This is a genomic window from Bacillus pinisoli (assembly GCF_023036475.1).
GTDB classification, from domain to species: domain Bacteria; phylum Bacillota; class Bacilli; order Bacillales; family SA4; genus Bacillus_BS; species Bacillus_BS pinisoli.
Window position 1 is genome coordinate 43631 of sequence record NZ_JAJQKI010000002.1, and the last position, 25999, is coordinate 69629.

At 36.3% G+C, this 25999-nt stretch carries 27 protein-coding genes; 8 read left to right on the top strand and 19 right to left on the bottom strand.

The window, feature by feature from the left end; translation table 11 throughout:
- Positions 1-3 precede the first annotated feature (3 nt).
- Entirely contained in the window at positions 4-1158 is a 1155-nt protein-coding gene (locus LT143_RS02565) for a lactate 2-monooxygenase (RefSeq protein WP_246939318.1), read from the bottom strand.
- 213 nt (positions 1159-1371) lie between these two features.
- On the opposite strand from LT143_RS02565, the gene LT143_RS02570 reads away from it, so the two are divergent.
- Complete coding sequence (locus LT143_RS02570) at positions 1372-2718, top strand: hypothetical protein (protein WP_246939321.1); 1347 nt, start codon at positions 1372-1374, stop codon at positions 2716-2718.
- 137 nt (positions 2719-2855) lie between these two features.
- Positions 2856-3581, top strand: a complete 726-nt coding sequence (gene rluF, locus LT143_RS02575; protein WP_246939324.1) for a 23S rRNA pseudouridine(2604) synthase RluF — start codon at positions 2856-2858, stop codon at positions 3579-3581.
- 125 nt (positions 3582-3706) lie between these two features.
- Here rluF and LT143_RS02580 read toward each other — a convergent pair whose 3' ends face one another.
- The 4 genes from LT143_RS02580 to LT143_RS02595 form a co-directional block, all read right to left on the bottom strand.
- Complete coding sequence (locus LT143_RS02580; protein WP_246939327.1) at positions 3707-4015, bottom strand: DUF962 domain-containing protein; 309 nt, start codon at positions 4013-4015, stop codon at positions 3707-3709.
- Positions 4016-4166: 151 nt separating this feature from the next.
- A complete protein-coding gene (locus LT143_RS02585; protein ID WP_246939330.1) occupies positions 4167-5525 on the bottom strand; it encodes a GntP family permease in 1359 nt (452 codons plus the stop codon).
- Between the two features lie 13 nt (positions 5526-5538).
- Complete coding sequence (locus tag LT143_RS02590) at positions 5539-6663, bottom strand: glycerate kinase family protein (protein ID WP_246939333.1); 1125 nt, start codon at positions 6661-6663, stop codon at positions 5539-5541.
- Positions 6664-6780: 117 nt separating this feature from the next.
- Positions 6781-7947 carry a CdaR family transcriptional regulator gene (locus LT143_RS02595; RefSeq protein WP_246939336.1) on the bottom strand — a complete coding sequence of 389 codons (1167 nt, stop codon included), beginning with the start codon at positions 7945-7947 and terminating at the stop codon, positions 6781-6783.
- A gap of 1 nt (position 7948) precedes the next feature.
- Here LT143_RS02595 and LT143_RS02600 point away from each other — a divergent pair, with 1 nt between their 5' ends.
- Together LT143_RS02600 and LT143_RS02605 are read left to right on the top strand one after the other, a co-directional pair.
- Positions 7949-8158 carry a hypothetical protein gene (locus tag LT143_RS02600; protein WP_246939339.1) on the top strand — a complete coding sequence of 70 codons (210 nt, stop codon included), beginning with the start codon at positions 7949-7951 and terminating at the stop codon, positions 8156-8158.
- A 314-nt stretch (positions 8159-8472) separates the two neighbouring features.
- On the top strand, positions 8473-8973 hold the full coding sequence (locus LT143_RS02605) for a hypothetical protein (RefSeq protein WP_246939342.1): 501 nt from the start codon (positions 8473-8475) through the stop codon (positions 8971-8973).
- 687 nt (positions 8974-9660) lie between these two features.
- Here LT143_RS02605 and LT143_RS02610 read toward each other — a convergent pair.
- Positions 9661-9999 carry a hypothetical protein gene (locus LT143_RS02610; protein WP_246939345.1) on the bottom strand — a complete coding sequence of 113 codons (339 nt, stop codon included), beginning with the start codon at positions 9997-9999 and terminating at the stop codon, positions 9661-9663.
- A gap of 36 nt (positions 10000-10035) precedes the next feature.
- Positions 10036-11352, bottom strand: a complete 1317-nt coding sequence (locus LT143_RS02615) for a S1 family peptidase (protein WP_246939348.1) — start codon at positions 11350-11352, stop codon at positions 10036-10038.
- Positions 11353-12295: 943 nt separating this feature from the next.
- On the opposite strand from LT143_RS02615, the gene LT143_RS02620 reads away from it, so the two are divergent.
- The gene (locus LT143_RS02620; protein ID WP_246939351.1) at positions 12296-13093 is read left to right on the top strand and encodes a VOC family protein; all 798 of its coding nucleotides are present in this window, start codon (positions 12296-12298) and stop codon (positions 13091-13093) included.
- A 62-nt stretch (positions 13094-13155) separates the two neighbouring features.
- On the opposite strand, the gene LT143_RS02625 is transcribed toward LT143_RS02620, so the two are convergent.
- From LT143_RS02625 to LT143_RS02640, 4 genes are all read right to left on the bottom strand, one after another.
- Positions 13156-13842, bottom strand: coding sequence for an aspartate/glutamate racemase family protein (locus tag LT143_RS02625; RefSeq protein WP_246939354.1), 687 nt, complete (start codon positions 13840-13842; stop codon positions 13156-13158).
- A 39-nt stretch (positions 13843-13881) separates the two neighbouring features.
- Complete coding sequence (locus tag LT143_RS02630) at positions 13882-14853, bottom strand: alpha/beta hydrolase (protein ID WP_246939357.1); 972 nt, start codon at positions 14851-14853, stop codon at positions 13882-13884.
- 1 nt (position 14854) lies between these two features.
- A complete protein-coding gene (locus LT143_RS02635) occupies positions 14855-15400 on the bottom strand; it encodes a helix-turn-helix domain-containing protein (protein ID WP_246939360.1) in 546 nt (181 codons plus the stop codon).
- Between the two features lie 177 nt (positions 15401-15577).
- Entirely contained in the window at positions 15578-15748 is a 171-nt protein-coding gene (locus LT143_RS02640; protein ID WP_246939370.1) for a hypothetical protein, read from the bottom strand.
- 308 nt (positions 15749-16056) lie between these two features.
- Between LT143_RS02640 and LT143_RS02645 the strand changes: the two genes are divergently transcribed.
- The gene (locus LT143_RS02645) at positions 16057-16230 is read left to right on the top strand and encodes a hypothetical protein (RefSeq protein ID WP_246939372.1); all 174 of its coding nucleotides are present in this window, start codon (positions 16057-16059) and stop codon (positions 16228-16230) included.
- 204 nt (positions 16231-16434) lie between these two features.
- Here the strand turns inward: LT143_RS02645 and menC are convergent, their stop codons facing one another.
- The 4 genes from menC to LT143_RS02665 all read right to left on the bottom strand — a co-directional run bounded on the left by menC (position 16435) and on the right by LT143_RS02665 (position 20749).
- On the bottom strand, positions 16435-17565 hold the full coding sequence (menC, locus tag LT143_RS02650; protein ID WP_246939374.1) for an o-succinylbenzoate synthase: 1131 nt from the start codon (positions 17563-17565) through the stop codon (positions 16435-16437).
- Between the two features lie 11 nt (positions 17566-17576).
- Positions 17577-18386 (bottom strand): GNAT family N-acetyltransferase, encoded by an 810-nt coding sequence (locus LT143_RS02655; protein WP_246939376.1) that lies wholly within the window; start codon positions 18384-18386, stop codon positions 17577-17579.
- A gap of 3 nt (positions 18387-18389) precedes the next feature.
- Complete coding sequence (locus LT143_RS02660) at positions 18390-19508, bottom strand: M20 peptidase aminoacylase family protein (protein WP_246939377.1); 1119 nt, start codon at positions 19506-19508, stop codon at positions 18390-18392.
- Positions 19509-19579: 71 nt separating this feature from the next.
- Positions 19580-20749: an LL-diaminopimelate aminotransferase gene (locus LT143_RS02665; RefSeq protein WP_246939379.1), complete on the bottom strand. Its 1170-nt coding sequence runs from the start codon at positions 20747-20749 to the stop codon at positions 19580-19582.
- 155 nt (positions 20750-20904) lie between these two features.
- On the opposite strand from LT143_RS02665, the gene LT143_RS02670 reads away from it, so the two are divergent.
- A complete protein-coding gene (locus tag LT143_RS02670) occupies positions 20905-21060 on the top strand; it encodes a hypothetical protein (protein WP_246939381.1) in 156 nt (51 codons plus the stop codon).
- A gap of 235 nt (positions 21061-21295) precedes the next feature.
- On the opposite strand, the gene LT143_RS02675 is transcribed toward LT143_RS02670, so the two are convergent.
- The 4 genes from LT143_RS02675 to LT143_RS02690 all read right to left on the bottom strand — a co-directional run bounded on the left by LT143_RS02675 (position 21296) and on the right by LT143_RS02690 (position 24300).
- Positions 21296-21748 carry a pyridoxamine 5'-phosphate oxidase family protein gene (locus LT143_RS02675; RefSeq protein WP_246939383.1) on the bottom strand — a complete coding sequence of 151 codons (453 nt, stop codon included), beginning with the start codon at positions 21746-21748 and terminating at the stop codon, positions 21296-21298.
- A gap of 89 nt (positions 21749-21837) precedes the next feature.
- Positions 21838-22677, bottom strand: a complete 840-nt coding sequence (locus LT143_RS02680; protein WP_246939385.1) for an oxidoreductase — start codon at positions 22675-22677, stop codon at positions 21838-21840.
- Positions 22678-22776: 99 nt separating this feature from the next.
- Positions 22777-23430 carry a DsbA family oxidoreductase gene (locus LT143_RS02685; RefSeq protein WP_246939386.1) on the bottom strand — a complete coding sequence of 218 codons (654 nt, stop codon included), beginning with the start codon at positions 23428-23430 and terminating at the stop codon, positions 22777-22779.
- Positions 23431-23613: 183 nt separating this feature from the next.
- Positions 23614-24300 carry a helix-turn-helix domain-containing protein gene (locus LT143_RS02690; RefSeq protein ID WP_246939389.1) on the bottom strand — a complete coding sequence of 229 codons (687 nt, stop codon included), beginning with the start codon at positions 24298-24300 and terminating at the stop codon, positions 23614-23616.
- 162 nt (positions 24301-24462) lie between these two features.
- On the opposite strand from LT143_RS02690, the gene LT143_RS02695 reads away from it, so the two are divergent.
- Positions 24463-25986, top strand: coding sequence for an aldehyde dehydrogenase family protein (locus tag LT143_RS02695; protein ID WP_246939393.1), 1524 nt, complete (start codon positions 24463-24465; stop codon positions 25984-25986).
- Positions 25987-25999: the final 13 nt, after the last annotated feature.

A 25999-nucleotide genomic window follows, 5' to 3' on the forward strand; every position in this document is an offset into this window, starting at 1 on the left:
GATTTACACTTGTGCTCTCCGTAATAAGTCCTTATGAATTTCAGAAACCTTTGATTTTCCTGATAGTGCCATCGTAAGGTCAAAATCTGCAAGAAGATTTCGGAGGACCTGTTTGACCCCTTCCTCACCAGCTAATGCTAAACCGTACATATAAGGTCTACCTACTAATACAGCTTTTGCCCCTAATGCTAATGCTTTAATTATATCCGCCCCTCTTCTTATCCCACTATCTAATAAGATAGGAATTTGGTCTTGTACAACCTCACATATTTCTGGTAATGCGTCAATACTAGTAATCGCTCCATCCACTTGTCTACCACCATGATTACTCACAATAATTCCATCGACTCCATGCTCTAACGCAAGCTTTGCATCTTCTGGATGCAAAATACCTTTTAACAAGATTGGAAGATCGGTTTGGGATCGTATATATTCTAAATCCTTCCATGTTAAAGCAGGATTTCCGAATATTTTTGCCCAAAGCATGATGGCTGATGTCATATCCTCCTTTGGAGAACGCTCTAATCGTGATAAGAAAACAGGATCTTCTAAATAATTTCCGATTCCTTTCCCTTGCAAAAATGGCAGATATTTATGTTCAATATCTTTCTCACGCCAAGCCATCATTGGGGTATCTAAGGTAATAACAATCGCACTATAGCCGGCTGCTTCTGCACGCTTAACCATACTTGCTGCAATTTCACGGTCACTACTCCAATAGAGCTGAAACCACTTATCACCGTTACTTTCTTGTGCGATTTTCTCCAAACTATATGTAGAAGCAGTACTCGTGATGTATGAAACTCCCATTTCCGAAGCACCTCTTGAGCTCGCAAGCTCTCCTTCTGGATGAATAATCGATTGCACACCAACAGGTGCACACATTATCGGGTATTGATAGCGCTTACCAAATAATTCAACACTAAGATCTCTTTTGGACGTATCACATAACATTCTAGGAACGATTTCCCATTTCTCAAATGCTCTATTGTTATTTCTAGCGGTTACCTCGGCTCCCGCTGAAGCAGCTACATAATAATAAGGTTCTTTCGCCAAATGAGCTTTGGCCTTTTGTTCTAGATCTTCATATGTAACTGGAATAATATGATCCTCGAGCTGTTGATACACCTTTAATTGCACGTGATTTCCATACGTCATTTACTTCCCCACTTCCTATGTAAATTTATGCCATTAGCTAAATTATAAAAGTAGTAGCTGGGTAGGTCAATGAATTGTAAGAATATTCTTTATTTATAAAACACGCCTCTATTTCTGTCGGATTATGAAGGATTTTTTGTCACGATAAGGGTTGAATAAATATTCAGAATAATACAACATTAAAATGTAAGATAAATAGAAAGGAGAAATGCTATGTTTAAAAAGTCAATAATGGCTTTAACATTAAGTGCCACGTTACTTTTAACAACTGGTATTGCTAGTGCTGCTCCGAAAAGTACAAACAAAGGCACTCAAGCCACTACACAATATTATGTAGATGAATCAAAGTTACCGTTCAATGCTCTACCTACCTACGAGACAGATCGGTACTGGGGTGTACATAATGGAGCCGGTTACCGAATTGAAGTTCCAAAAAATTGGAATGGTGAACTTGTCCTTTATGCTCATGGCTATCGAGGTACTGGTTTGGAGTTAACTGTAAGTAACCCTCGAATTCGAGAACATTTTTTAAAACAAGGTTATGCTTGGGCGGCATCTAGTTACCGTACGAATGGTTATGATGTAGCACAGGGTGTAAAGGATACTCATGCTCTAGGTACACTATTTAACGGCCTAGTTGGAAAGCCTAAGAAGACCTATATTACTGGACATTCCATGGGTGGACACATTACAGCTGTTGCAGCGGAACATTATGGAAGCACTTACAATGGCGCACTACCGATGTGCGGGGTTACTGGTGACACAGAATTATTTGATTTCTTTACAGATTATGGTCTTGTTGCACAGGCTTTAAGTGGAATTGAAAAGGAAGATCAGGTTTTCCCTGCGGATGAAAACTACTTTGCTGTAACTGTACCTGAAATGAAAGCAAAACTTGGCATTGGTGAAGCAAACCAGCCTGATTATAATATTACTGAGGAAGGCGAAGTTTTGAAAGCGATTACAATGAATTTAACTGGTGGTGATCGTCCTCTGTTTAATGTAGCATGGGGAGCGTATAAGCATTTTTTATTTGACAGAATGCCAACAGATCCAAGTTTTATTGTAGCACCTAAGAATGTCGTCAATACCACTGACTCTATTTATCAATTTGATCAAGATCCTTCATTATCAGCTGAGGAGAAAGCCTTTAATGATTCCATCCTTCGTATTACAGCTCACCCTTCTTCTAATCAGAAAGGATTGACTGGAGTACCTGAGGTTCAAGGGAATCATACTATGCCAATGATTTCACTTCATGATATTGGAGATTTATATGTACCTTTCCATATGCAACAAATTCATGCTAAGCGTTCAAAAGAGAATGGAAGCGAATTAGTGACAAGAGCGATTCGAGGAGTTGGGCATTGTGATTTCACTCCGGCAGAAGAGCAAGAAGCCTTTGATGATTTAGTGAAATGGGTCGAACAAGGTGTTAAACCTGAAGGCGATGATATATTGAATCCAACTTTAGTTGCGAATCCATATTTCGGTGCAAATTTTACAAGAGGATATAGAGTATATGATCCTTTAAAATATTTACACTCATCCTCAAAATAGTATAAATGTAGAGAGCCATAATGGCTCTTTTTTACTTTCATTGCTAATCTTTTCCCCTTACCTCAACAAGGATTATATTTTCGGTCACTCATAAGGTATACTAGTAAAAGAATGATACAAGCAAGGTGGGTTATAAATTGAGAATCAACAAATACATAAGTGAAACTGGAATTTGCTCAAGGCGAGAGGCCGATAAATGGGTTGCTGACAAGCGAGTAACGATTAACGGAAAGCTTGCGGAGCCTGGAAGTCAGGTTGAAGAAGGTGATGAAGTTCGTGTTGACAACAAGCCGATAAAAAGTAAACCTAAGTTAGTCTACATTGCCCTAAACAAACCAGTAGGAATTACCTCTACAACTGAAAGGCATATTAGAGGAAATATCGTAGATTATGTGAATCATCCGTTGCGGATTTTTCCGATTGGTCGACTTGATAAGGATTCAGATGGTTTAATCTTAATGACTAATGACGGAGATATTGTAAATAAGGTGCTTCGGGCTGAAGGAAAGCATGAGAAGGAATATATCGTAACTGTGGATAAGCCTATAACCCCACAATTTTTAAGGGATATGGCTGCAGGAGTTGAAATCTTAGATACAAAAACTCTCCCATGTAAGATTTATAAAGAATCTAAGTATGTATTCAGAATCATATTAACACAGGGTTTAAATAGACAAATTCGCCGAATGTGCGCAGCCTTTGACTATAACGTGAAAAGACTGCAACGTATTCGGATCATGAATATTCATTTAGGTAAGCTACCTATTGGGAAGTGGAGAGACTTAACGAAAGAAGAACTACAACAGCTCTTTAAAGATACACACTATGAACCTAATCGAGAAACAACAAAAAGCTCTTTATAAAGTAGGTAGACCTGATAAAAGGAAATATCACTTCCTAACCATTTATAGGTGTACATAAATTTCAGAAAATCACCCATTTTATAAGCACCCAATTACGCTTGGATTAAACTTAGTCCAAGCGTATTTTATTTAGGTAATACTTTATTATTCGTGAGTAACTCAAAACTCTTCATAAAAAACCAAATGAAACCAGCATAAAAGCCAAGGAATGGATGCTTAAACGATGCGGGCTTATTTCGTTCAAAATAAAAGTGACCAATCCATGAAAAAACATAATGTAATAGAGTACAGTAGATGGTTACATATATATTAATAAACAAGAATACCCACGCAATAAATGCAAACAAAAAAGCAAAATAATGAAGAACTTGATTCCACTTATTTCGATGTGCTTTTTGATATTGAACCAAATCATTTCTTAATCGATCATTCATTCTTACACCTCTTTCTCTTCTAGCTCCACCGTCTCTATATGTATGTTAACATAAACTTACATTTTTGCTGATAAAACAAAAACCCAAATCGCAACTGATTTGGGCTTTTAATATATAGTTCTGATGTTAAACCTACTATTACTTTACTTTATTAAACTAGTATCATCCAAAGGATAATTGTTGTAATGATTGCTGTGACACCTTGGATTAAGGTTGCCATGGTTTGAGCTTTATAAGCATCTGTTACTTTCATGCCGCTAAATTCTTTAACAACCCAGAAATAGCTGTCGTTCACATGGCTGACTGCCATTGCACCTGCACCAATTGCCATGACCACTAATGCAAGTGGTAGTGCCCCTTCAATTCCCATTTGAGGAAGTAAAGGTGCAACAAGAGTTGATGTCACAACAAGTGCTGCTGTTGATGAACCTTGTGCTGTTTTTAAAGCTGCTGCAATGATAAATGGAATAATTAAGACAAGTGCTCCAGATAGTAAGCCTCCATCTGCGACTCCTTTAATAAGGTCTGCTACAGGTGTAGCTTTAATAACTGAACCAAATGCTCCACCTGCACCAGTAATTAGTAGTATGGTAGATGCATCCTTCAGTCCATCTCCTACCCAACCAGTTAATGTTTCTTCATTCCATTTTGGCATTAAGAAAAAGGCTGCTAGGACACCTATTAATAAAGCAACTAAAGGCGAGCCAAGGAATAATAGGAAATTAGCAAAAGTGCCTTCAACATTCAGAAACTTTACAAACGAACCAATCCCAATTAAAAGAATGGGAAGTACAATTGGTGCAAAAGATTTTGCTGTAGAAGGAAGTGCTCCAAATGACTTGACGATTTCATCATAATCAAGCTGTAACTCTTCTTCTCCTTCTACCTCAATCTTTGTGCCAACCTTCATTGCCCAAATATAACCAGCAATAATTGTAGGAATCGCAACGATGATACCAATTAAAATAATTGTTCCCAGATAATCACTCGCACCAATATTACCAGCTGCTGCTATTGGGCCTGGAGTTGGTGGTACTAATGTATGTGTTGCATAAAGTCCCGTAGCTAAAGCAACTGCCATTGAAGCAACAGCAACCTTTGCTCTTCTAGCTAATGACTTCTTTAAGCTAGATAAGATAACATAACCTGAATCACAAAATACTGGAATACTGACAATTGCACCTATGAGTGACATAGCCAACTGTGGTCTTTTTTCTCCTACGATACGCAGAACGACTTCAGCCATTCGAAGGGCTGCCCCTGATCTTTCAAGGATTGTTCCAATAATGGTTCCGGCTACAATTACGATCCCTATGTAGCCCATTAATCCACCGAATCCTCCATTAACTGCCTCTACAATAGAAGCTAATGGTAAGCCTGCTAAAATACCAACAAGAAATGCTGCAAATAATAAAGATAGAAATGGATGTAGCTTTAACTTAGCTGTTGCAAATACAATAAACGCTACACCAATGACAATGATTAAAAACAATAATGGTCCTTCTACCATCATGACTCCCCCTTTATTTCCTAGCTAGTAACCTAGCAATATTTTTGGCTTTTTTATATAACAAGTCCTCTGCATGATTCATACATTCATGTAATGGCATTGGACCAGTGGCTATGGAATCACAGCTTAAAAAGTATTGATATAATTGTTCATATCCTCTACCTAAACTGCCCGAAATTAAAATAGCGTTTACATTTCGTTCCAAAGCAAGTTTACCTATATATCCGGGCACTTTTCCATAAAGTGTTTGATCATCGCTTTGCCCTTCTCCAGTAATGACAAAATCAGCTGAACCTAATTTTTCTTTCAATCTAGCTGCTTCTCCGACCAACTTTGCTCCAGAGACCATTTCACCACCTAGAGTTAAAAACGCAAATCCTAATCCTCCTGCAGCTCCAGCTCCTTTCACATCTTGAAAGTTTAATCCAATTTCAGCCTCTACTAGCCTTGCATAATTCGATAGTGCTGAATCCAATTCACTAACCATTTCAGGATTGGCCCCTTTTTGTGGTCCAAAAACTGCTGTTGCCCCTTTCAATCCACATAATGGGTTTTCTACATCACTAGCAATCTGAAAAGTACATTCTCTTATTCTAGGATCAAGTGTAGAGAAGGAGACTCTCTGAACTGTATTCACACCGTAGCCAAAAGGTCTTACAGGTTTTCCATCCTGATCCAAAAATGTGACTCCTAATGCTTGCAACATCCCGAGACCACCATCATTTGTAGCGCTTCCTCCAAGGCCAATAATAAAATTACGATACCCATCATTAACTGCCTGAAGAATTACTTCTCCAATCCCATACGTTGTTGTAAAAAATGGATTTCGTTTTTCCTCAGGAACCATCGGAAGACCTGAGATTAATGCCATTTCAATAACAGCAGTTTGTTCGTCCCCCAATACACCGTATTGTGTATCAATTATTTTACCGAGTGGCCCTGTGGCTTCGACTTGAAAGCGCTTGCCGTTTGTTGCGAATAAAAGTGTGTCGAGAGTTCCCTCTCCTCCATCAGCCATAGGAATGACGTCGACTACTGCATCTGGTACTTCACTTAAGATTCCTTTTTTTATTGCTGCTCCTGCTTCTATTGCTGAAACACTTCCTTTAAAAGAATCTGGTGCAATAATAATGTTCATACTCAACACCTTTTCAATTCATTTTTACATGTTAATAGTAACAATATTTAGAAAACAAAAGCATTGGTAATAGAGCCAAAATTTATCAATAATCTCCTCGTATTTTTGTGCAAATGACTAGTTCTCTTTATTTAACTTTTGCATAAGCATTATGGTTTGAATGATATGTAGATCGTTTACAGATCTTGGATTTAAATGTAAAAGCTGATGAATATTATCTAATCGATAGGCAAGTGTGTTCCGGTGAATATGGAGCCTACGGGCAGTCTCTGTAAGGTTATGATCACACTCAAATAAGACATCCAGTGTCTTTTGTAATTCAGCTGGCAATACATCAATGGGGTATTCTCTTACATATTCTTCTCTAAGGGTGATTGGAATTTGGTGTAACAGGCGGATGAGACCCCATTCTTTGATTTGGCTGATGTTTGCGTCTTTTTTAAACGTCTTCATGAGTTCTAGGCATTGCTTTGCTTCTGAGAACGATTTTCTTAAGCCTGTAATAGAATTATTTCTATTGCCTAGTCCTACCCTTGCATCGTTAAATATAGACTGAAATTGTCCTTTTAACCTATTGTAAAAGCGATTAACACTCTCAAATTCTGATTGATTCGGAAGTAATCTGAGACCAAAGATCAAGAAATCATCCATTGTCATGCCAAAGAAGACGACATTATATCCTTGTTTATTTCTTGAAACAAATCGGGTTAGTTCATTTTTTATTTCAGTTCTCTTTATATAGCCTTCTAGATCTTTCCTGTTATGTAATTGAGGAAGATCGATTAAACCAATTACGACTTCTTCCTCCACATTAAAATGAAGAAAATGGAGAGCATGCTTTGCCAGCAATTTTTCATCTTTTTCACTAGAATGAGTGAAATCTCCTATCCACGTGTCCATCATTTGTTGTTCAACATCAGCTTTTCCCCTAATATAATTTTGTTGGAGCATTAGCTCGACCGTAATCTTCGTCATTTCTGCTAACTGCAAAAGCTCCTCTGGGGCACCTGTGATTCCAACTACTCCTATAATTTCTTCCATAAATTCAATAGGAAGGTTTACTCCTTCTTTTGTACCCATAAATTGATTTGTCTGGTCTTTATAAATAATTAGGGCAGATTTTGTGTCTAATACTTTTTTTGCTCCCTCATGGATACTATTCAAACGATTTTCATCTGTACTAGCAATAATAACACCATGTCGATCAATAATATTAATGTTGTACTTTACTGTTTGTGATAGTCTTTGAATGATCGGAAATGCAATATCTTTAGTAATTTTCATTTTGTACACTCCTACAACCTATATTTCTTATAGATTACCACTATCAGTTGTATTTAAAGAAGAGGATGAAAGCTTTGTACAAGAAGAATATGAAGTGTCATTAGGATATCATGAATTGCTGCTAGTCCATCTTAAAGATGAAGAATTGAAGCCGAAATATAAATTAAATCTACAACATATAAAAAATCGCCTAGTTCTTCTTAAGAGCTAAAATTGAGGACTTTGGAAAAACCGATGGAATTTCTCTATATGAACATTTAGTTGTTGAAAAGGAAAAAACACCTTCTAGGGAGCGGGTTATTAATACCATAAAAGCTATTGTTCAAGAGGATAAAAACAGTACCTTAGATTGCATCTTTAGTTTCAACATTAAAGAATTGTTCAAGGGAAGTGTAAAAGATGCAAGCTGAAATTACTCTAAATAAGAAACCGCTAGTATTTGAGAAATCTTGGTTTATGTGGTTGTGACTAATTCTCTTTCCGCCATTAGGTATATCTGTCATGTGGAGACAAGGTCGTTTTATGATGAGATCCCGTGTAATTATTTCTTTGATTGCTAGCTTATATTTTCTTTCACCTTTTATTGCTGCAAGTATGGCGACCGTACCGCTGGTTTATACATACGATGAGTTTGAAGATGCCTATAACCAAGGATTAGCGAAGTTGGACTTATCATTTAAGCTTCACAATGTTAATAAAGAAAAAGAAACAATTACTTCAAACATAACTAAAGACATCACATTAGTTGAGAACATTGATGATTTGGGAGCCATTCATGAGTTGGTTATGATTGGACAAGGTAATGGGATGGATATTGTTCTTGCAATGGCACTGCTAATTGGTGTCACCAATCCAGAACTTTCAAAAGAAGAAATTGGAAACGGTCTAGAAGAACTTCGGCTATTTGACGAAAGCTATAAATTTAAAAAGAACGAAACGACAGTGGAGTTAGACACTATTAGGTACAACTTAAAGTACTCGCAAGAATCTGGTGTTATCTTTACAGTATCAAAGATTCAGAATTAAATTTAAATAAACAAAGCTTAATTTGTCCTTCTCTTTTTTTCTTGGCTTATATATAAGGATAAAGCCGCTAGTTTCAATATACCTAATGCAAGTTTGGTCTCACTTTTTATTATAAGGCCATCTTGGGAAGGGGAAAATGTATTGTTTTTTTGCTCGCTTTAATTATTATTGTTCCTGCATTAGAAATTGGACTGTATTTCTTTCAGGTAAAACATTTGATGTTCCTGTGCCATCATATTAATTGGAACAGGTTGTATTAGGTGCATGGTTGGTTAAGAAACAAGGAACACGAGCAATCCAACAAGTCACAGAACTCGTTGATAAAGCTTCATAATTTATAATTAAGCATGGTTTTATTTGAGATAGCTAACTAGATGCCCGATTTAGCTGAAGACCAGGCTACTCATTTAATCGTAAGGGATATGGACTTTATTGGGTATATTCTCTACTGTGTACCTTTGTTCTTTTGGTTCTTCAGGATTTACCTAGCAGCTAAAGATTTCTACGTTTTAGAATATTTACGTAATTTCTATTTCAACCGATATAAAAAGTAGGAAGCTCCTCTTGGTGCTTCCTACTTAATAAGAGATTTAAAATTTATTGTGTTCTGAATTTTGATCGTATTTTGTTGTCTAAAAAGACTGCTTAAGAAGGTTATTAACTGCCCTAAGTCAGTATTAAATCATCTTATTCTCCAAATGCAAAGTTGGTCCTATCTATAATCGAACCATCGTCTACATTTATTTGATACATAAGATTTGGAGTAGGCTTATTAGCGTTTGATTCTTGAGAGCTTAAAATGATAACCCAAGAGTCATAAAGTTTTATTGAATTTCGATAACCCATTTTTTCGCGTTCAATACTTACAATACTAAAGTTACGATTGTCAGGTTTAAACTGAGGAGCATCTTCTAGAGCAATTGTTTCAGCCATTTCTTTGCTAATCGGCGTACTATTATTGCTTTTTCCACAACCAACAGTAACAAGTACAAAAATAACTATCAATAAAATTTTATAAATTTGCACAAGTTATCCTCCATTTGTCTGTGTTAACAGAGTTTTTTAATTTATCTTAGGTGTTCCTGGTACTTTGCTAAGAATATAGTGTACATGACTGAATTTACCGTTTGCTGCAGTATGGATCCCTCTTAGTTCATTTCCCCAATATACAGTACCTCCACTATCACCACCGTCGGAATAATAGGAGGCATCTCTTAAGTACTGGTAATAAAACTTTTGCCCTCTTGTTTCTACATTCCCACTCCAATTTCGACTTTCTATTTCCCCAGCAGATACATTGGTAGTAGCTCCTATTTGAGCTACAAGTTGACCAACATAATCGCTATTCACATATTGATATGAGGTTAGTTGTCGGTCATTATAAGATTCTCTATAAATACCATTGGTTGTTCTATTTTGGTCCAACCTTATAACCCCAACATCAGCATAGCCTCCTTCACTTGTTGAGTATACACTCCCTTTATAATATCCTCCTTGATAAAAAGAGCTTCTTCCCCTTGTGCAATGCCCAGCAGTAACGACAAAATATCCTCTTTCAGTAGTTAATGAAAAACCGTTTGTGCAATAACCAGTTGTTCCTGTACTATTAGTACTAGTAGGAGCGATTTGGAGACCACCATACATGTAATAGTAATTTTTTGTGCGACTTTCTCCAACAGCTTCTTCTTCTTCAACAACCTGAATTAAATCATCTCCATAAATTTCTTTTAAAAAATTGGCTGCTTCAGTTGTATAGGGAAATATTCCAACTTGAATTTTATTTTCTTTAATATTTGAAGTTACAAATGTAAAAGGAACTCCATTTTCTTCAAGGTAGAATCTGTCATTGGATATTTTATTTACTATATCATCAAGTTGTTGCTCTGAATAATCAACTATATTAAATTCAATTTTATTGAAGGCTTCTGCAGGAATCTTATTTTTTAACGATTCAATAATATTTTCATTGTCAAATAGATTATCTTTAAGTAGGTTTACTACTAATAACCCACCATTTTTGTTATCCTTGTAAAAGGTCCCTTTGTTACTATTATTATTTTCACCTCTGAGTTCCTGAATAATAATAGGGGCATATAGAGCAGCGAATTTTTCCCTTTCTCTCAAATCTATCAATTCCTCTTCAGTTAATGGAATTTGATATTCATGATTAGTAGATAAATTTGATACTTCTAATAATTTCTGTAATGAATTGTTTAATCCAAACGTAGTACGAAACTCTACTTGTTTTTTTATTTCTTCCGAACTGATTCCTCTCTCAATTAATTCAGTAAAGGATAAGGATGCGTGAACTTTTTCATTAGAATTAAAAAGACACAAAAAGAAAATAAGAGGGAGAATATAATATCTAGAAAATTTCATAGTCTACCATTCCTTTCGAATATAAATGCGTTCGAACAATTTACATAATAATACAAATTTATACAAAATATATAAAAAATTGTAAAATTATACTAATTAACTATATAAGATACTACCTATTTACTATTCATGAAAAAAAATTATCTTCCTTCGTCAAAAAATTATTGTATTTGATAATATAAGTTAATGTAACTGAATTTAATTTAGTAAAAAAATCAATTTCAACCGATATACAGAGTAGGAAGTTCCCTTGAACAAGCTTTGTTTTTTTATTTTTTTGTTATTGTTATTGTTATTCCTATTGATATAACATTTAATTATGAGGTAGTACTCTTATACCAATGTAATCCTTTAAATAGATAGGTTTTTTTCCCTTCATAAACATGGTGTGACCTATCCTTTTTTCAAGGTCAATATACTTTTTGTACAGATCAGGATTATGGATAGCTCCATGTTGTAGATCATTTTTGCAACCCATGATGCAAAAGACAAAACTAAGGCGTTTGTTTTGAATGTAAGCCTAGAAAGGTTGTTGTCCTGCTTCAAAGATTGATTTAAAGACTTCCTCTGTACTTAAATGAAAGATGGGTAGCCAATCATAAACGTGCCTTTTGACTCGTTTGTTTAACTAAGATGCTTGTTGTAAGTGAAGGGTTCTTTTTTTGCCCTTGCAGACAATTCTCCTGCTCTTAATCCCATACAGTTGACTGCGATGGTAGCTCCACGTTCCTTTAGCTCTTTTCGAATAAATTGGTCAATCGGTAAACGTTTTAAATGGGATGTACATTATCTAAATGCTGAACTAGTCCATTTCCCACGAGCCTCTACCATCTCTAAAAATGTCTTTTTGGCTTTTACAATATTCAGCGGGTGAGAGGTGGTAGCTCAAATGTGTTCAATCACGACTTAGTCATTCAATATTTTTAAAAAGGAGTGATAAACCATGTCTGTTAAATTTGATCATCTCGTTCATTTTACAAATCAACCTGAATTGGTAAAAGAGAGTTTTAAAGAACTGGGCTTTCAAGCTATAACTGGAGGGAAGCACCCTAATTGGGGAACGTATAATGCATTATGTTATTTTGAAGGACTTCGATATTTGGAATGGATTGGGTTTTCAGACATGAAAGTTGCAAAATTATCGGATAATATCTTAATTCAACAGGTTCTTGAGGATTCACAAGTAGACGAAGGTTTTTCACAAGTAGCTTTTCGTACGAACGACATAGTGGGACTTGCTGATAGACTAAAAAAACAAGGATTAGATGTAGTCGGTCCTGTACCTGGAAGCCGTAAAAAAGAGGATGGATCCGTACTTAACTGGTCAATGTTATTTATTAATGAGGAACAACCGTTAGGTCTTCGTGCTCCATTTTTTATTCAATGGGGAAAAAATGATGAAGCACGAGAAATTGAAATGAAGGAGCTTTTTACTCACTCAGAGCAGACTTCTACTATTTCTTATGTTGGTTATGTCGTGCATGATATAGAAAAAGCTATAGAAAAATATTCATCAATTCTTGGCATACCTTCAGATTCTACAAATAAATATGAAGATGAATTTGGCGAATATAAAGAGTTTCATATGACTGGTTTTACGATACGGTTTTATCAACCGACTACAAGTGAACTAATAGCATTGCTGAACAATAAAGGTGAACGACCATTCTTAAGTGGAATTTCTAGTGTTAGCAAGGAAAAGACGGTTCTCATGGCTGGTGGATATTATCGACTTGAATAAAATTTACTTTTCCTACATCAAAAGACCCCAAAATACACACTGATTTTGGGGTTACGTTTCACCTATAATGCAACATTCACTGCTTCTTTTGCATGAATATGTGCTGTATCAAAAAGAGGAACTTCTGCGTCTTCTGGTTTAATGAGTAGGCCAATTTCTGTACATCCTAACACAATTCCTTGTGCACCACGTTCGACTAATTTTTGAATGATCTGTTTAAAATAATCTTTAGAAGATTGCTTTATTTTCCCTAAACATAACTCCTCAAAAATAATTTTATTTACTAATTCAATCTCGTCTTCCATAGGAATCAATACATCAATATTGTTTGAAATCAACCGTTCCTTATAAAAATCTTGCTCCATTGTATACCTAGTTCCAAGCAATCCAACTGTACCAATATCTAGTTTATTTATTTGGTGCGCTGTAGCATCTGCAATATGTAATATAGGAATACCAATATGTTGTTCAACGAGACTAACTACTTTATGCATTGTATTTGTACAAATAACAATAAAATCTGCTCCTGCTTGTTCCAAATTCCTCGCGATATTTCCTAACATATACCCCGCACGTTCCCATTCACCTTCAACTTGATAACGCTCCACTTCATCAAAATCCACACTGAATAAAATACATTTAGCTGAATGTAAACCTCCAAGCCTATTTTTCACTTCTTCATTAATGATCCGATAATACTCAACAGATGACTCCCAGCTCATCCCGCCAATTAATCCAATTGTTTTCATCTTTACCTCCAGTATGTATAAAGAACTACCTTGGCAGCTCTATATGCTATTTAATTGCTCTTTATTTGTTTGAGAAACATGTTTATCGAGCCAACTCTTAATTATTGGCTCAAGCTCCGGATGGATGGGCAAAGAAGCTTCTTTTACTAAATCTTTCTTTATCGAAAACATTGTTGATGTTTCGGATTGGTATTTTAAGGAGTGCCCCATATTATCAATTATATGGTACTCTGAGTCTCCTTTTACATACTTAGCGAGATTTCTTAACACATTTGGATTTGCCTGTATATCTCTTGCACCTGTGATAGCCAAAACTGGGACATTTACTTTTTCTAGATCTTTAATTACATCATATTCAAAGTGCTCGCGAATCCATTTGGCATTTACTTTCTGAAACTGAACTTTTATTATATCTTCTTCAGTTGCCATCACCTTAGCTAGGAACTTTTGCGCCTGAGGCTCTATCTTTTTATGAGTCTTGAAAGCTCTTAAGAGCCAACCAAGGAAGCCTTTTTTACTCATAATGTCATCTGCTGCTATCGAGCGCTGTCGTGCCATAGCTTCTTCTAATCTCTCAACAGCTCCTGATAACAGAATAAGACCTGACACCTGTTCACGAACAGCAACTGTAGTTCCAAGCATAGCACCCTCACTATGTCCGAGTATAATTACCTTGTTAGGATCTACTTCAGGACGCTGCTTTAAAAAGTGAATACTTGCTATTGCATCTTCTACTAAATCCCACATCCCAGTACAGTTGAAATCACCATCACTCTCTCCTACTCCTCTTTTATCATAGCGAAGAGTTATAAACCCTAAATCGGTTAGGGTATGGGCCAATTGACCATATACCTTTAAATCCAATTTTTCGCTAGCCTTACCATTACGGTCAAGTTTACCTGAACCTGCCATTAATAAAATAGCTGGCAACTTTTCATTTACTTGCTCTGGTAAAGCAAGAGTTCCCTTAAGTTTATACATGGAAGGAATCGTAACCTGCATTTCTTTCATATTAATCTACTCCTCTACTTTTAGATTCTGGAATAATTAAATTAGCAAATGTCCGTTTTGTTCGATTTGGTGTAGGTTGGTTTTTTATTACCTTGGCATATACCTGACCTAATTCTCCTATAAGTTCTTTAAATTCTTCATCTGAGAGATTGATTGATACCTGCCTCATAGAGACTCCATCTTTTTCAAAATCTACTAGTTCTTGCGATACGTATTGCTCATATTCTGTCAGTAGGTTTGCCATGTATTTCATAAATAGTGACATATATTGATCCTTCGAATAGCCTTTTAGTTCATCTGCTGTAATGGAAGCATCTTTTGGTTGGAGGGCGTATTGCTTTTCAACTGTGCCTCTAATCTGTTGTTCATCGACCACAAACACAGTCCCTGATTCATATAACTTTTTCAGATGACGATATAATGTTGCTTGTGGGATTTCTGGTAGTCTTTCCTTCATCTGTTGGGCAGTTAATGAGTCGTTTACTAATAATTGCAGAATTTTCATACGGATAGGGTGTAAAATTAAGTCTGCTTTAGTTTCCTTCAATTTATTTTCATTCCTTTTTTATCATTATCGATAATGATAATATAAACAATAATTGGAAAAATGTAAAGAGGCGTTTTATAAATATTTAACTATATTTTTCTCAAATGCACCTTAGCTATTTCTACGCACAAAAAAGGGCGTGTGACCAAAAAGTTGATCACACGCCTTTTTTGTTTTTTATGAAATACTCTGTTTAATCGCACTTTCCCAATTTGGAAAATAGTGAAGTGCATGTCTCATTAATTGTGGGTGTGCTTCTTTTACCTTCTTCTTACTTAAACTCTCTTCACGGTCATTTAGTCTCCTAATTCCTATCATAACCTCATCCATGCTCATATTAATTTCCATTTCTTACCTCCTTTTTATTTGTGTTATTGTTAAATTTAACCAATATTCGACAAGAATAAACAATAATTTACAAAAAAGTATATACTTATTAATTATTGCTAGCTATTTTAGTATTAGGATTAATTAAAAGTTGTGCATTATAAATTACATATTGGGGTATTTCTGATAGTATAAAGATAGTCTTCTTATAGAAGTTAATTATTGAAAGGATGAACGACATGATTATTACAGATGAAGCTCGTGATTTTCTAAAACAAAGCTCTAAAACTGTACGTATTTATTTTGCAGGCTTTGGCTGAGGTGCGCCAATGATTGGACTGGCTCTGGATGAGCCTGAAGCAGAAGATGAAATCTTAACAATTAATGATACTACAGTTGCTATTGAACCTAGAATTAAACAAAATACGGAAGGCTTAGTATTAGATTTAAGCGGAGATAAGAGTGGGTTATCTCTAATAGGTGATACTGGCAATTGTTGTTAAAAGAAGGAACCCAAATCGGGTTCCTTCATTTGTAAAATTCTTAGAATTTTATATAGGTTACGATCTTATAAATACCTATAGGTATATTTGCTATTTTAAACTACCCTCTTCAAAAAATGATGATTAGTTGCTATGTCTAGTTTACATAATAATATTATTGTCAATTTATCTTATTACATAAATTGTTATCGTTTTTTCATACTTTTAATTAGTGTATTTTGCGTGAAAAATTTGTTTGTCAACTCGATAGGATTCTAGATTTGTCCAGTTTACATCAAAGCCAATTCCAGTTTTAGATGGAACATGAATAACCCCGTTATCCACCAACACTTCAGGTTCAATAATATCCTTTGTCCAATAACGACTTGACGCTGCTGTATCTCCAGGTAAGACAAATTGATCTAAGGTCGTTAATGCAATATTATGAGCACGTCCTATGCCGGCTTCAAGCATACCTCCGCACCATACCGGAATGCCTTGTTGTAGGCAATAATCATGAATTTTTTTGGACTCTGTTAATCCGCCAACTCGACCAATTTTCACGTTGATGATCTTACAACTACCTAGTTCAACTGCATGTCTTACATCATCGAAGGAATGAATACTTTCATCCAGACAAACAGGAGTGGTGATTTCTTTTTGTAGTTTCGCATGGTCATATATGTCATCATGTGCTAATGGCTGTTCAATCATCGTTAATTGAAGATCATCTAATCGTTTTAAATGGTCAATATCCTTAAGTGTATAAGCTGAATTAGCATCAGCCATTAAGGCAGTATTAGGAAACTGCTTCCGTACCTCTCTTAATACATCGACATCCCAGCCCGGCTTAATCTTAATTTTTATTCGTTTATAGCCTTCCAAGACATAATTTTCAATGACTTGAATTAGCTCTTTTACGCTAGGCTGGATTCCGATACTTATTCCAACATCAATTTGACTCTTTCTACCTCCTAAAGCTTCAGAAAGTGTTAAATTGCTTCGTTTCGCAAAGAGATCCCAGATAGCTCCTTCTAACGCTGATTTTGCCATATTATTTCGACGAATAATAGCAAAACGAGTAGTAACCTCATCTGGATGATGAATGGGTGCTTGAAATAAGAGAGGAATTAAAAAGTCACATATGACATGTTCATTTGTCTTTACTGTCTCCTCGCTATACCATGGGCTTGTGAATGCAACCGATTCTCCAAAACCTTGGAATCCATTTTCATCGACTACTTCCGTAACGAAAAACTCTTTATCTTGAAACGTTCCGAAACTTGTAGAGAATGGGTCCTTTAACTTCATCACTAGTTTATGGAGTATAATTTTTTTTATTTGAATTGGATTCATGTTTACCACTCCTATATTTCTACATTCTCTTTTTTAACAAAGAGATAGTTACTTATCGCTAGTTCAGACTTTCTTTCAAGATTCACAGCTACATAACCACTTGAAAATAGTTGTTGAAAAATCATTCTTGTTCTTAATCTCCATTCTATTGCAAGTTCAGGGTCTTTCCTTTTCATACCTTGAAAATCATCCGGTATTGGGACAATATAACACTCTTCTACCAGATTTTTATTATTGTTTATGCTTGTGATTACCGGCAAGCCAGCTTCCTGAACTCTAGTTTGGAGCAGTGATTTGCAATCTTTCGTAGTTATCATTCTTGTTTCATTTACGTGTGTACTGTTAATCCACCATTCCACTATGAATCGGTCAGTGGGAAGTCCCTGATTCAAAGAGTCATTGAGATTACCATAGTGGTTCTCTAAATATGACTCTGTAATTCCTTGTAACTTATGAATGTTTAGATATGCGTTAACACTTTCTAGTGGGTCAAAGGTCCATGTAATTAATGTATACCCCATTGATTTGGCGAGCTTAAGTTGGTATTTCTTCATTCTTTCGCCTAGTCCACCTTTTCGGTAGGATGGTAGAATCCCGAGCATGTGTGAGCATAAATAAACCATACCATTCTTATATCCTGGGAAGCTGTATAAAAAACCGATTAATTGATCTCCATCATAGGCACCAAGAAGAATTCCACCGTTATGTATGACTGTATATATTTGATGATCCGGAATAGGCTGAGTGTTCCATACTTGTTCTTCAATAGATTGAACTTGTTTGATCTCATCTAGTGATGTTAATGAACGTATATCATACATGTTTTATCTAACTTCCTTTTGTAAAGTTAATAGAACCGCTTTCGTGAGGATGGATGTCCCAATTGTTAAAGCGCTCTGATCAAAGTTCATCTTTGGGTGATGAAGTCCCGGTTGAAGATTACACCCTAACCCCAGCATCGTTGCTTTAAGATGTGGTCTTTTAATGGTATAGAAGTGGAAATCATCTCCTCCGGTTGTCACTAAAGGAGGTTCAACATTTTGTTCACCTAGAATGTCACTTATTGCATCATTCATGATACTTTGAGCCTCTTCATGCACTTTAGCAGCTGCGATATGAGCGGTAAAATTAATAGGAATCTGCACTTGATAATAGGCTTCCAATGAAGTAATTCGCTCCTGGATTGTTTTAACAAGCTGATCCATTGTCTCATTACTCTGAGCACGTAAATCAAGACCGAATGTAGCTTTACCAGGGATTATATTTAAGCTCTTTCCTCCAGCGTGAAAAGACGTCATTTTCACTGAGTAAGGAATCATTGGATCCAGATGAATTCCGTTTGTCATCTGAACAAGCGCTGCCCCCACTTCAATCGCATTTGCACCTAGATGTGGTCTTGCCCCATGCAGATCTTCTGCAATAATTTTACCTTCTATAAATCTTGCAGCCCCGTGGATAATGGCAGGTGTTGCTTTACCACTCCCCATCTCTTGAATCGGTCGTAAATGGACACCAAACAGATAATCAACGTCATCCACGACCCCTTCCTCCACCAACTTAAGTGCTCCTGTCCCCTTCTCCTCAGCTGGCTGGAAAATAAGGCGAACCGTTCCATTCGGAAGCTCAGCTACATTATGTAATTCCTCAATAATTCCCAATACCATTGCCATATGAGCATCGTGACCACAAGAATGATTCGCTTTAAATTCCCCATCTACTTCCTGCCAAAGTGCATCCATATCTGCCCGAACGGCAACAACAGGTTTACCCTGACCAATCTCACCGACAACACCAGTAAAACCAGCAAACGTCCTCGTACGATATCCACTTTCAACTAAGACCTTCTCAATATACCTAGTCGTATTTACTTCCTCAAAACTCAACTCAGGATGCTCATGTAAATAATGAAAATGTTCAAGTATTCTCTCATTAGTAGACTTCACTCGATCTCCCCCTAATCCGGAATGCCTTTCCTTTAGTACATTAACGCATCGGGGGCCAGGCCCCCGATGCGTTAACGCGTTAAAATACCACTCTCTTTTATTTTATTAACGGCTTTTTGTAGTACTTCTTCTGGTTGGACAATACCTACTCTTACGTAGCCTTCTCCTTGTGTGCCAAACGCATTACCTGGTATCACCACAACTCCAGCCTCATCTAACAATTTGTATGTAAATTCTTTTGATGTATAGCCTGGAGGTACTTCTGCCCATACAAACATTGAAGCTGGTGGTGAGGATACTTGCCAACCAATTTCACTTAGACCATTAACAAAAACATCTCTTCGTTTCTTGTAGATCGCTCGTAATTCAGTTGTGAACCCTGAGTCATTTCTTAATGCTTGGATTGCTGCCTTTTGAATAGGTAGAAAGACACCATAATCTAGATTCGACTTTAGACGGTCGAGGCCTGATATGATTTCAGCATTACCTACGACAAAGCCTATTCTGCAACCTGCCATATTAAAACTCTTTGACATTGAATTAAACTCAATCCCAACGTCTTTTGCTCCTTCAACAGATAAGAAACTAATAGGCTTTTGATCATAATAAAGCTCACAATACGCAAAGTCGTGAAGGACCAGGATATTATATTTTTGGGCAAACGCCACAACCTCTTTAAAAAAGTCTAATGTCGCCATGGCTGGTACTGGATTACCAGGAAAATTAATAATCATAAGCTTAGCTTTATGACAGACTTCCTCTGGAATGATACTTAAATCAGGTAAGAAATTATTTTCTGCTTTAAGCGGCATTGGATAAGGCGTTGCTTCAGCTAATGAAATTCCAGCAGCGTAAGCAGTATAGCCAGGATCTGGTACTAAAATAATGTCATTTGGATCTGTTACTACCATTGGCAAATGAACAAGTCCGTCCTGAGAACCCATTAGCATTAATGTTTCGTCGGTTGGTGAAAGCTTTACTCCGTAGTTTTCTCTATAGTAATGACTAACTGCTGTTTTGAATTCAGCTGTTCCGGTTAACGTATATCCATAGGAAAGTGGATCTTTTGCATAAGTCGACAGTTCATCCATTACAAATTGGGGTGGCGGTAGATCCGGACTCCCCACACTTAAATCTATTATTTCTTGTCCATCTTGCAGCTTTTGTTTTTTATATGAAGACAGTTCATTAAATATACTAGTTTGAAAACTGTCCATTTTCCTTGAGAATTTAATGCCCATGGTCACACCTCGATTTAAAATATACCCTATTATAACAATTAATGAGCAGTTATACGTATGACTTATCTAAAAAATAAAACACATCTCGTTTAAAAAGTCACCCTATTGTAGAAAGTATAAGAATAAGAACAGAATTCTTGGAAAGGAGCATGTTAATGAGCAGTGAAAATGGTCATCTCGAGAACGAAGTGTTTTATGTGACAAATGAGCAATATATACAGTCAGTCGACAGCGAAGAACATAGTGATAGTCAAGCGTTCAATGAAAAAGTAAAGGACGCCAAACTACGTCTTGATTTATACAAGCATTAAAAAAAGAAGGTGCAAACACCTTCTTTTTTTAATATAGGCTCATTTCGTATATTTCGTAAAAATCTCAGGAAGCCGGATTTTTACTCGGTAGTACTGTGGTCAGTGCTATAAATAGAGAGAGCTGCTCTTTTTTAACAATTGTCACTTCGGTCTTATAGTATAAGAAGGTATGTTTATTATTAAAGTAGGTTGAAAAGCAACTAAGTTTTAGAAAAGAGCCTTAATGAAACATGTATTATTTTAATGCTTCAGTTAGTATTTCGTGGACTTCGTTATCTAATTTTTCAGCAAGTTGTGCATCGTATGTTTTTTCGTATGCAGGTTGCTGCGTTACTTTACCGCCATAGAAAATGACATCTTCTACTTCTTTAACATCTACAGTGATGACACGATATTTCATTGTTTTCTCGATAATCTCAGATACTGTTCCTGTTCCCTTTACAGAATAATAGCTTTCGTCTGCAAAAAAACCTAACGTCACATTTGGATTCTGTTGCACATTCGACATACTTGAACCTTTATGACCTACTGCAATACCAATTTTTTTACCATCTTCGCTTGATAATACCCAAGACACTGCACTAACCTCAGGATTATTATGTTCATTTACTGTGATAAGTGAAACAATTACTTCCTTTTTTAAAGTTTCAACTAATGCCTCTGGTAAAGCATCAAATGTCTTTGCCATAACCAACACTCCTTTTTATATCTTTCACTCTTTTTACTCTACCCGATTTTACTAATCTTTAACAAGTATAGTAACTTTTTCTTTTTAAACTATTTCAACTTATTTAAAAAGATTTTCTCCCACATCTGCCATGGGATTAAATGCTTTAAAGCAATTCCCTGTTTTACTCCTTTTCCAATCGGAAAGCGCAGAGGTGGATTTTTTTGTTTCGCTACCTTAACAATTAACTGCGCGACTTCGTTTGGTTCACCGAATGATGATTCCCCTTCCTTCAATAATGCTTCAAGTTTTTTCATAAAAGGGTAATAAGGAGAATCAATTTGTAATGACCTTTCCGTCACTTGCTTCCCTGTAGACCATATATTGGTCTGATATGAACCCGGTTCAATTAAGATTACGTCTAATCCAAACGGTTTTACCTCAAGTCTTAATGACTCACTCCAACCTTCTAATGCATGTTTTGAAGCTATGTAAGGTGATAATCCAGGAAAGGCAATTCTTCCACTTATGCTACTGATATTTATAATCTTCCCTAATTTTTGCTCTCTCATCATGGGCAAAATGGCTTGTGTAACTGAAATCACTCCGAAGACATTTGTTTCAAACTGCTTTCGATATTCATTAATCGGGATTTCTTCTACAAATCCTGCTCCAGCATAGCCTGCATTGTTTACTAAAATGTCAATTCGGCCAATTTGCTCCATATATCCTTTCCAACTTTGGATAGATTGTTCAGACGTCACATCAAGTGGATATACATGAATAGAATCCCCTACATTCAAAAGAGCAGCTTGTTGAATAAGCTCTTCTCCTCTGTCCGTGTTTCTCATTGTAGCAACAACGCGATATCCTGCTTTTGCAAAGGCCAAACAAGTATGTAAACCAAAACCACTCGAAGACCCTGTCACGACAACTACCGGTTGGCTCATATTCTCACCCTTTTTTAAAACTATTGTAACATTCTCCTTTAATGAATCGTATTAAAAAAACCTCTTCCTAAAATTGAAGAGGTTCTTGTCATACATGAATTATGAATCACAACCATCCGGACCACATACCATTCCTTCGGTATGAAGTGGGATAGGTTTCACTTTTAATTCTTCCTCAATGATCTGTTCTAATACTTCTTTTGGTCGCGCCCCTTGGACGACCGTGTTCCCTATGATAAAAGTTGGAACTGCCTGAATGTTAGCTTCATTATAAGCATGTTGTAAAGATTGGAGATGCAATTCCTTGTGTTTTCTTGTTTCTAGGGCAAGTTTGTACTCTTCTGTATCCAGTCCAAGCTCAGCCGCTATAGAAGTTAAGACATCAATATCACCTATATCTAGTTCATCCTGAAAAAAAGCAGTAAACATTCGATGATTATATTCATTAGCCTTACCATGCTCTTTAGCATATTGATACCCTTCAAATGCAAGATGAGTATATGGTTGTGGAGAAACTTTAGGTAATACCATTTTTACTCCATAATGATCGGCCATAGGGTAAACACTGTTTTTCCATGCATTCTGAAGATATTCTCCTTCAGGTCTAAGCGTTTCAGTAGGATATGGTCGTAATTCATAAGGCATCCATTCAACTTCAACATCTTTTCCTTTTATTGCCTCTTGAAGCGGAACCTCCGCAATTAAGCAAAATGGTCAAACATAATCTGAATAGATTTTTATGGAAACTGTCATGATAACCTCCGAATCAATGGTAGTAATAAATATAGTAACCAAGTTTATCACGATCTAGTTAGAGTAGATAGTAATCTGCATTAAGAGACCTCTCTTTTTTTCTCACTGCAATAATTTAGAAATTATTCATACTTGATTGTTATTGCCCTCTTCTAGCGTTATTCCATCAAACTTAAGTATTAATTAAGAAATAATTCCAGTCCGAAGAGCCACACCAACAGCTTCTGCTCGATGTTTTGTACCGAGTTTCCGATTAACAGCTGTTAAATAATCTCTCACAGTATATTCACTAATGTTCATATCATCTGCCATTTCCTTCAGGCTATAGCCATAGGAAAGTCTTTGGAGTACTTCTATTTCACGATTACTTAATACTTGGTTGTTGTGTGGTGCTGAGGTTAGAATTTCTGCCGCTTTTTTATAGTAGTGGTATACACTAATTGAATCATAGTTTTCTATAGTTTGGATTTCCTTGAAGTGGTCTAAAAACACAGTACCAATGACAGTGTGATTAAAACAAACAGGTATGATTAGCATGGAGGTTAAATTGAATTGTTTTACATATTTAAGAGGAAAATTCTTACCTGTTGGATCTATCTTTATCGTAAGCGGTCGTTTATTCGTGATGGAAAAATAAAGTGGTGGGATCGTCCTAACATCCTCTTTGATGGAGCACATTGGATTAAATTTTCCATATTCAATCTGTAAAATACCTTCTCCATAATAGTTTAAGGGTGAATAAGTAAAGATAGAGGCCCTTTGAAAAGGAAAAAACCTCGTGCACCCCTCTAGAATACCTTCCATTTTTTTATCAGGATTCTTTAGTAGCTTAAGAGATTCAAGGTAATTACAAATCTCCTTATCCAACATTCGACAAATCCCCTCCCTACATTTTCAGATATATGAATAAAAAGCATGTTTACTTATGATTTATGTAAGCACTTACATTACCATTTTACCTTGTTTGTTCAGAATTTTCAAATACCATGTATGCGTTTTAAGTATTCAAGTTCATTCTAAGGAGGAAAAAGTATGACGACCCATGTGGAATTAAAGACATTTCATTTATTTATTAATGGACAATGGACTCCTGCAACAGGTAATGAAACCTTTAATGTAGTTAGTCCTGCAACTGGAGAAGCTTTTGCTAGAGTTTCCAAAGGAACAAAAGAAGATGTTGATCGAGCTGTTCAAGCGGCAAGAGCTGCCTTTGAAAACGATTCCTGGCGGGAAATGAAGCCAAAGGAACGTGCACAAGTATTAAACAATATCTCCTATCAAATTATTGCACATGCAGAAGAATTAGTTTATCTGGAAGTTATGAGTTCCGGGGGAACTGTCCGTCGTGTTTCATCTAATGATATTCTCCAAATGGCGGATCTATTTCAGCAAATGGCTAAATTTGTAGTGGAATATCCCTTTTCAGAAACTCTTCCTGTTCCTCCATTCCCAGGCCCATCTCATAACTTTGTCTGGAGAGAGCCAATTGGTGTTTGTGCAGCCATTACTCCATGGAATATGCCGATGCTTATTGCTACCTGGAAGATTGCTCCTGCGCTTGCAATGGGTAACACCATTGTACTTAAGCCGGCAAGCTACACACCATTAACGACACTTAAACTTGCAGAAATCATCTCAAATGTTGTACCTCCAGGAGTTATTAATGTAGTTCCGGGTTCAGGAAAAGAAGTAGGAGAATACCTGGCTAGTCATCCTGAAGTGGATAAAGTGGCTTTTACAGGATCAACCGAAGTTGGCCGTAGGATTATGGGTCTGGCTGCCGAAACGATTAAAAATACCACGCTAGAACTTGGTGGAAAATCTCCAAATATTTTACTTGAGGATGCAGATTTAGACATTGCAATTCCCGGTAGTTTATTCGGTGTATTTTTACATTCAGGTCAACTTTGTGAGTCAGGAACTAGATTATTCGTTCCAGACAACCTTTACGATGAAGTGGTAGAGAGATTAGTAGAACTCACAAAGAAGGTAAAGCTCGGTCACCCACTTGCTCCTGAAACAGATATGGGACCTGTTATTTCTAAGCAACAAAGAGATACCATTCTTTCCTATATACAAGCAGGGAAAGAGGAAGGTGCCACAATTCTATGCGGAGGAAATGAAGTGAATGTACCTGGATGTGAGGGTGGTTACTTTATTGAACCTACGATCTTTACTAATGTCACAAACAAAATGAAAATTGCCCAAGAAGAAATATTTGGCCCTGTTCTTTCTGTTATTCGATACAGTTCTGTTGAGGAAGTCATGAAAATGGCGAATGACACAATCTATGGATTAGCTGCAGGTGTTTGGACAAAGGATGTAAATAAGGCATATGACGTTGCTAAAAAGCTTAGAGCAGGTGTTGTATGGATTAATGACTGGCATATGCTTCGCAATGATGCTCCTTTTGGAGGTTATAAGCAAAGTGGAATTGGACGTGAAATGGGTAAATACTCACTAGATGCGTATACACAACTTAAACATGTCCATACTTCCATGGTTCCTCAGCTTGAAAGAAGACCATGGTACCAGCTATTATTCTCTCAATCTTAGTGAGACGATGACC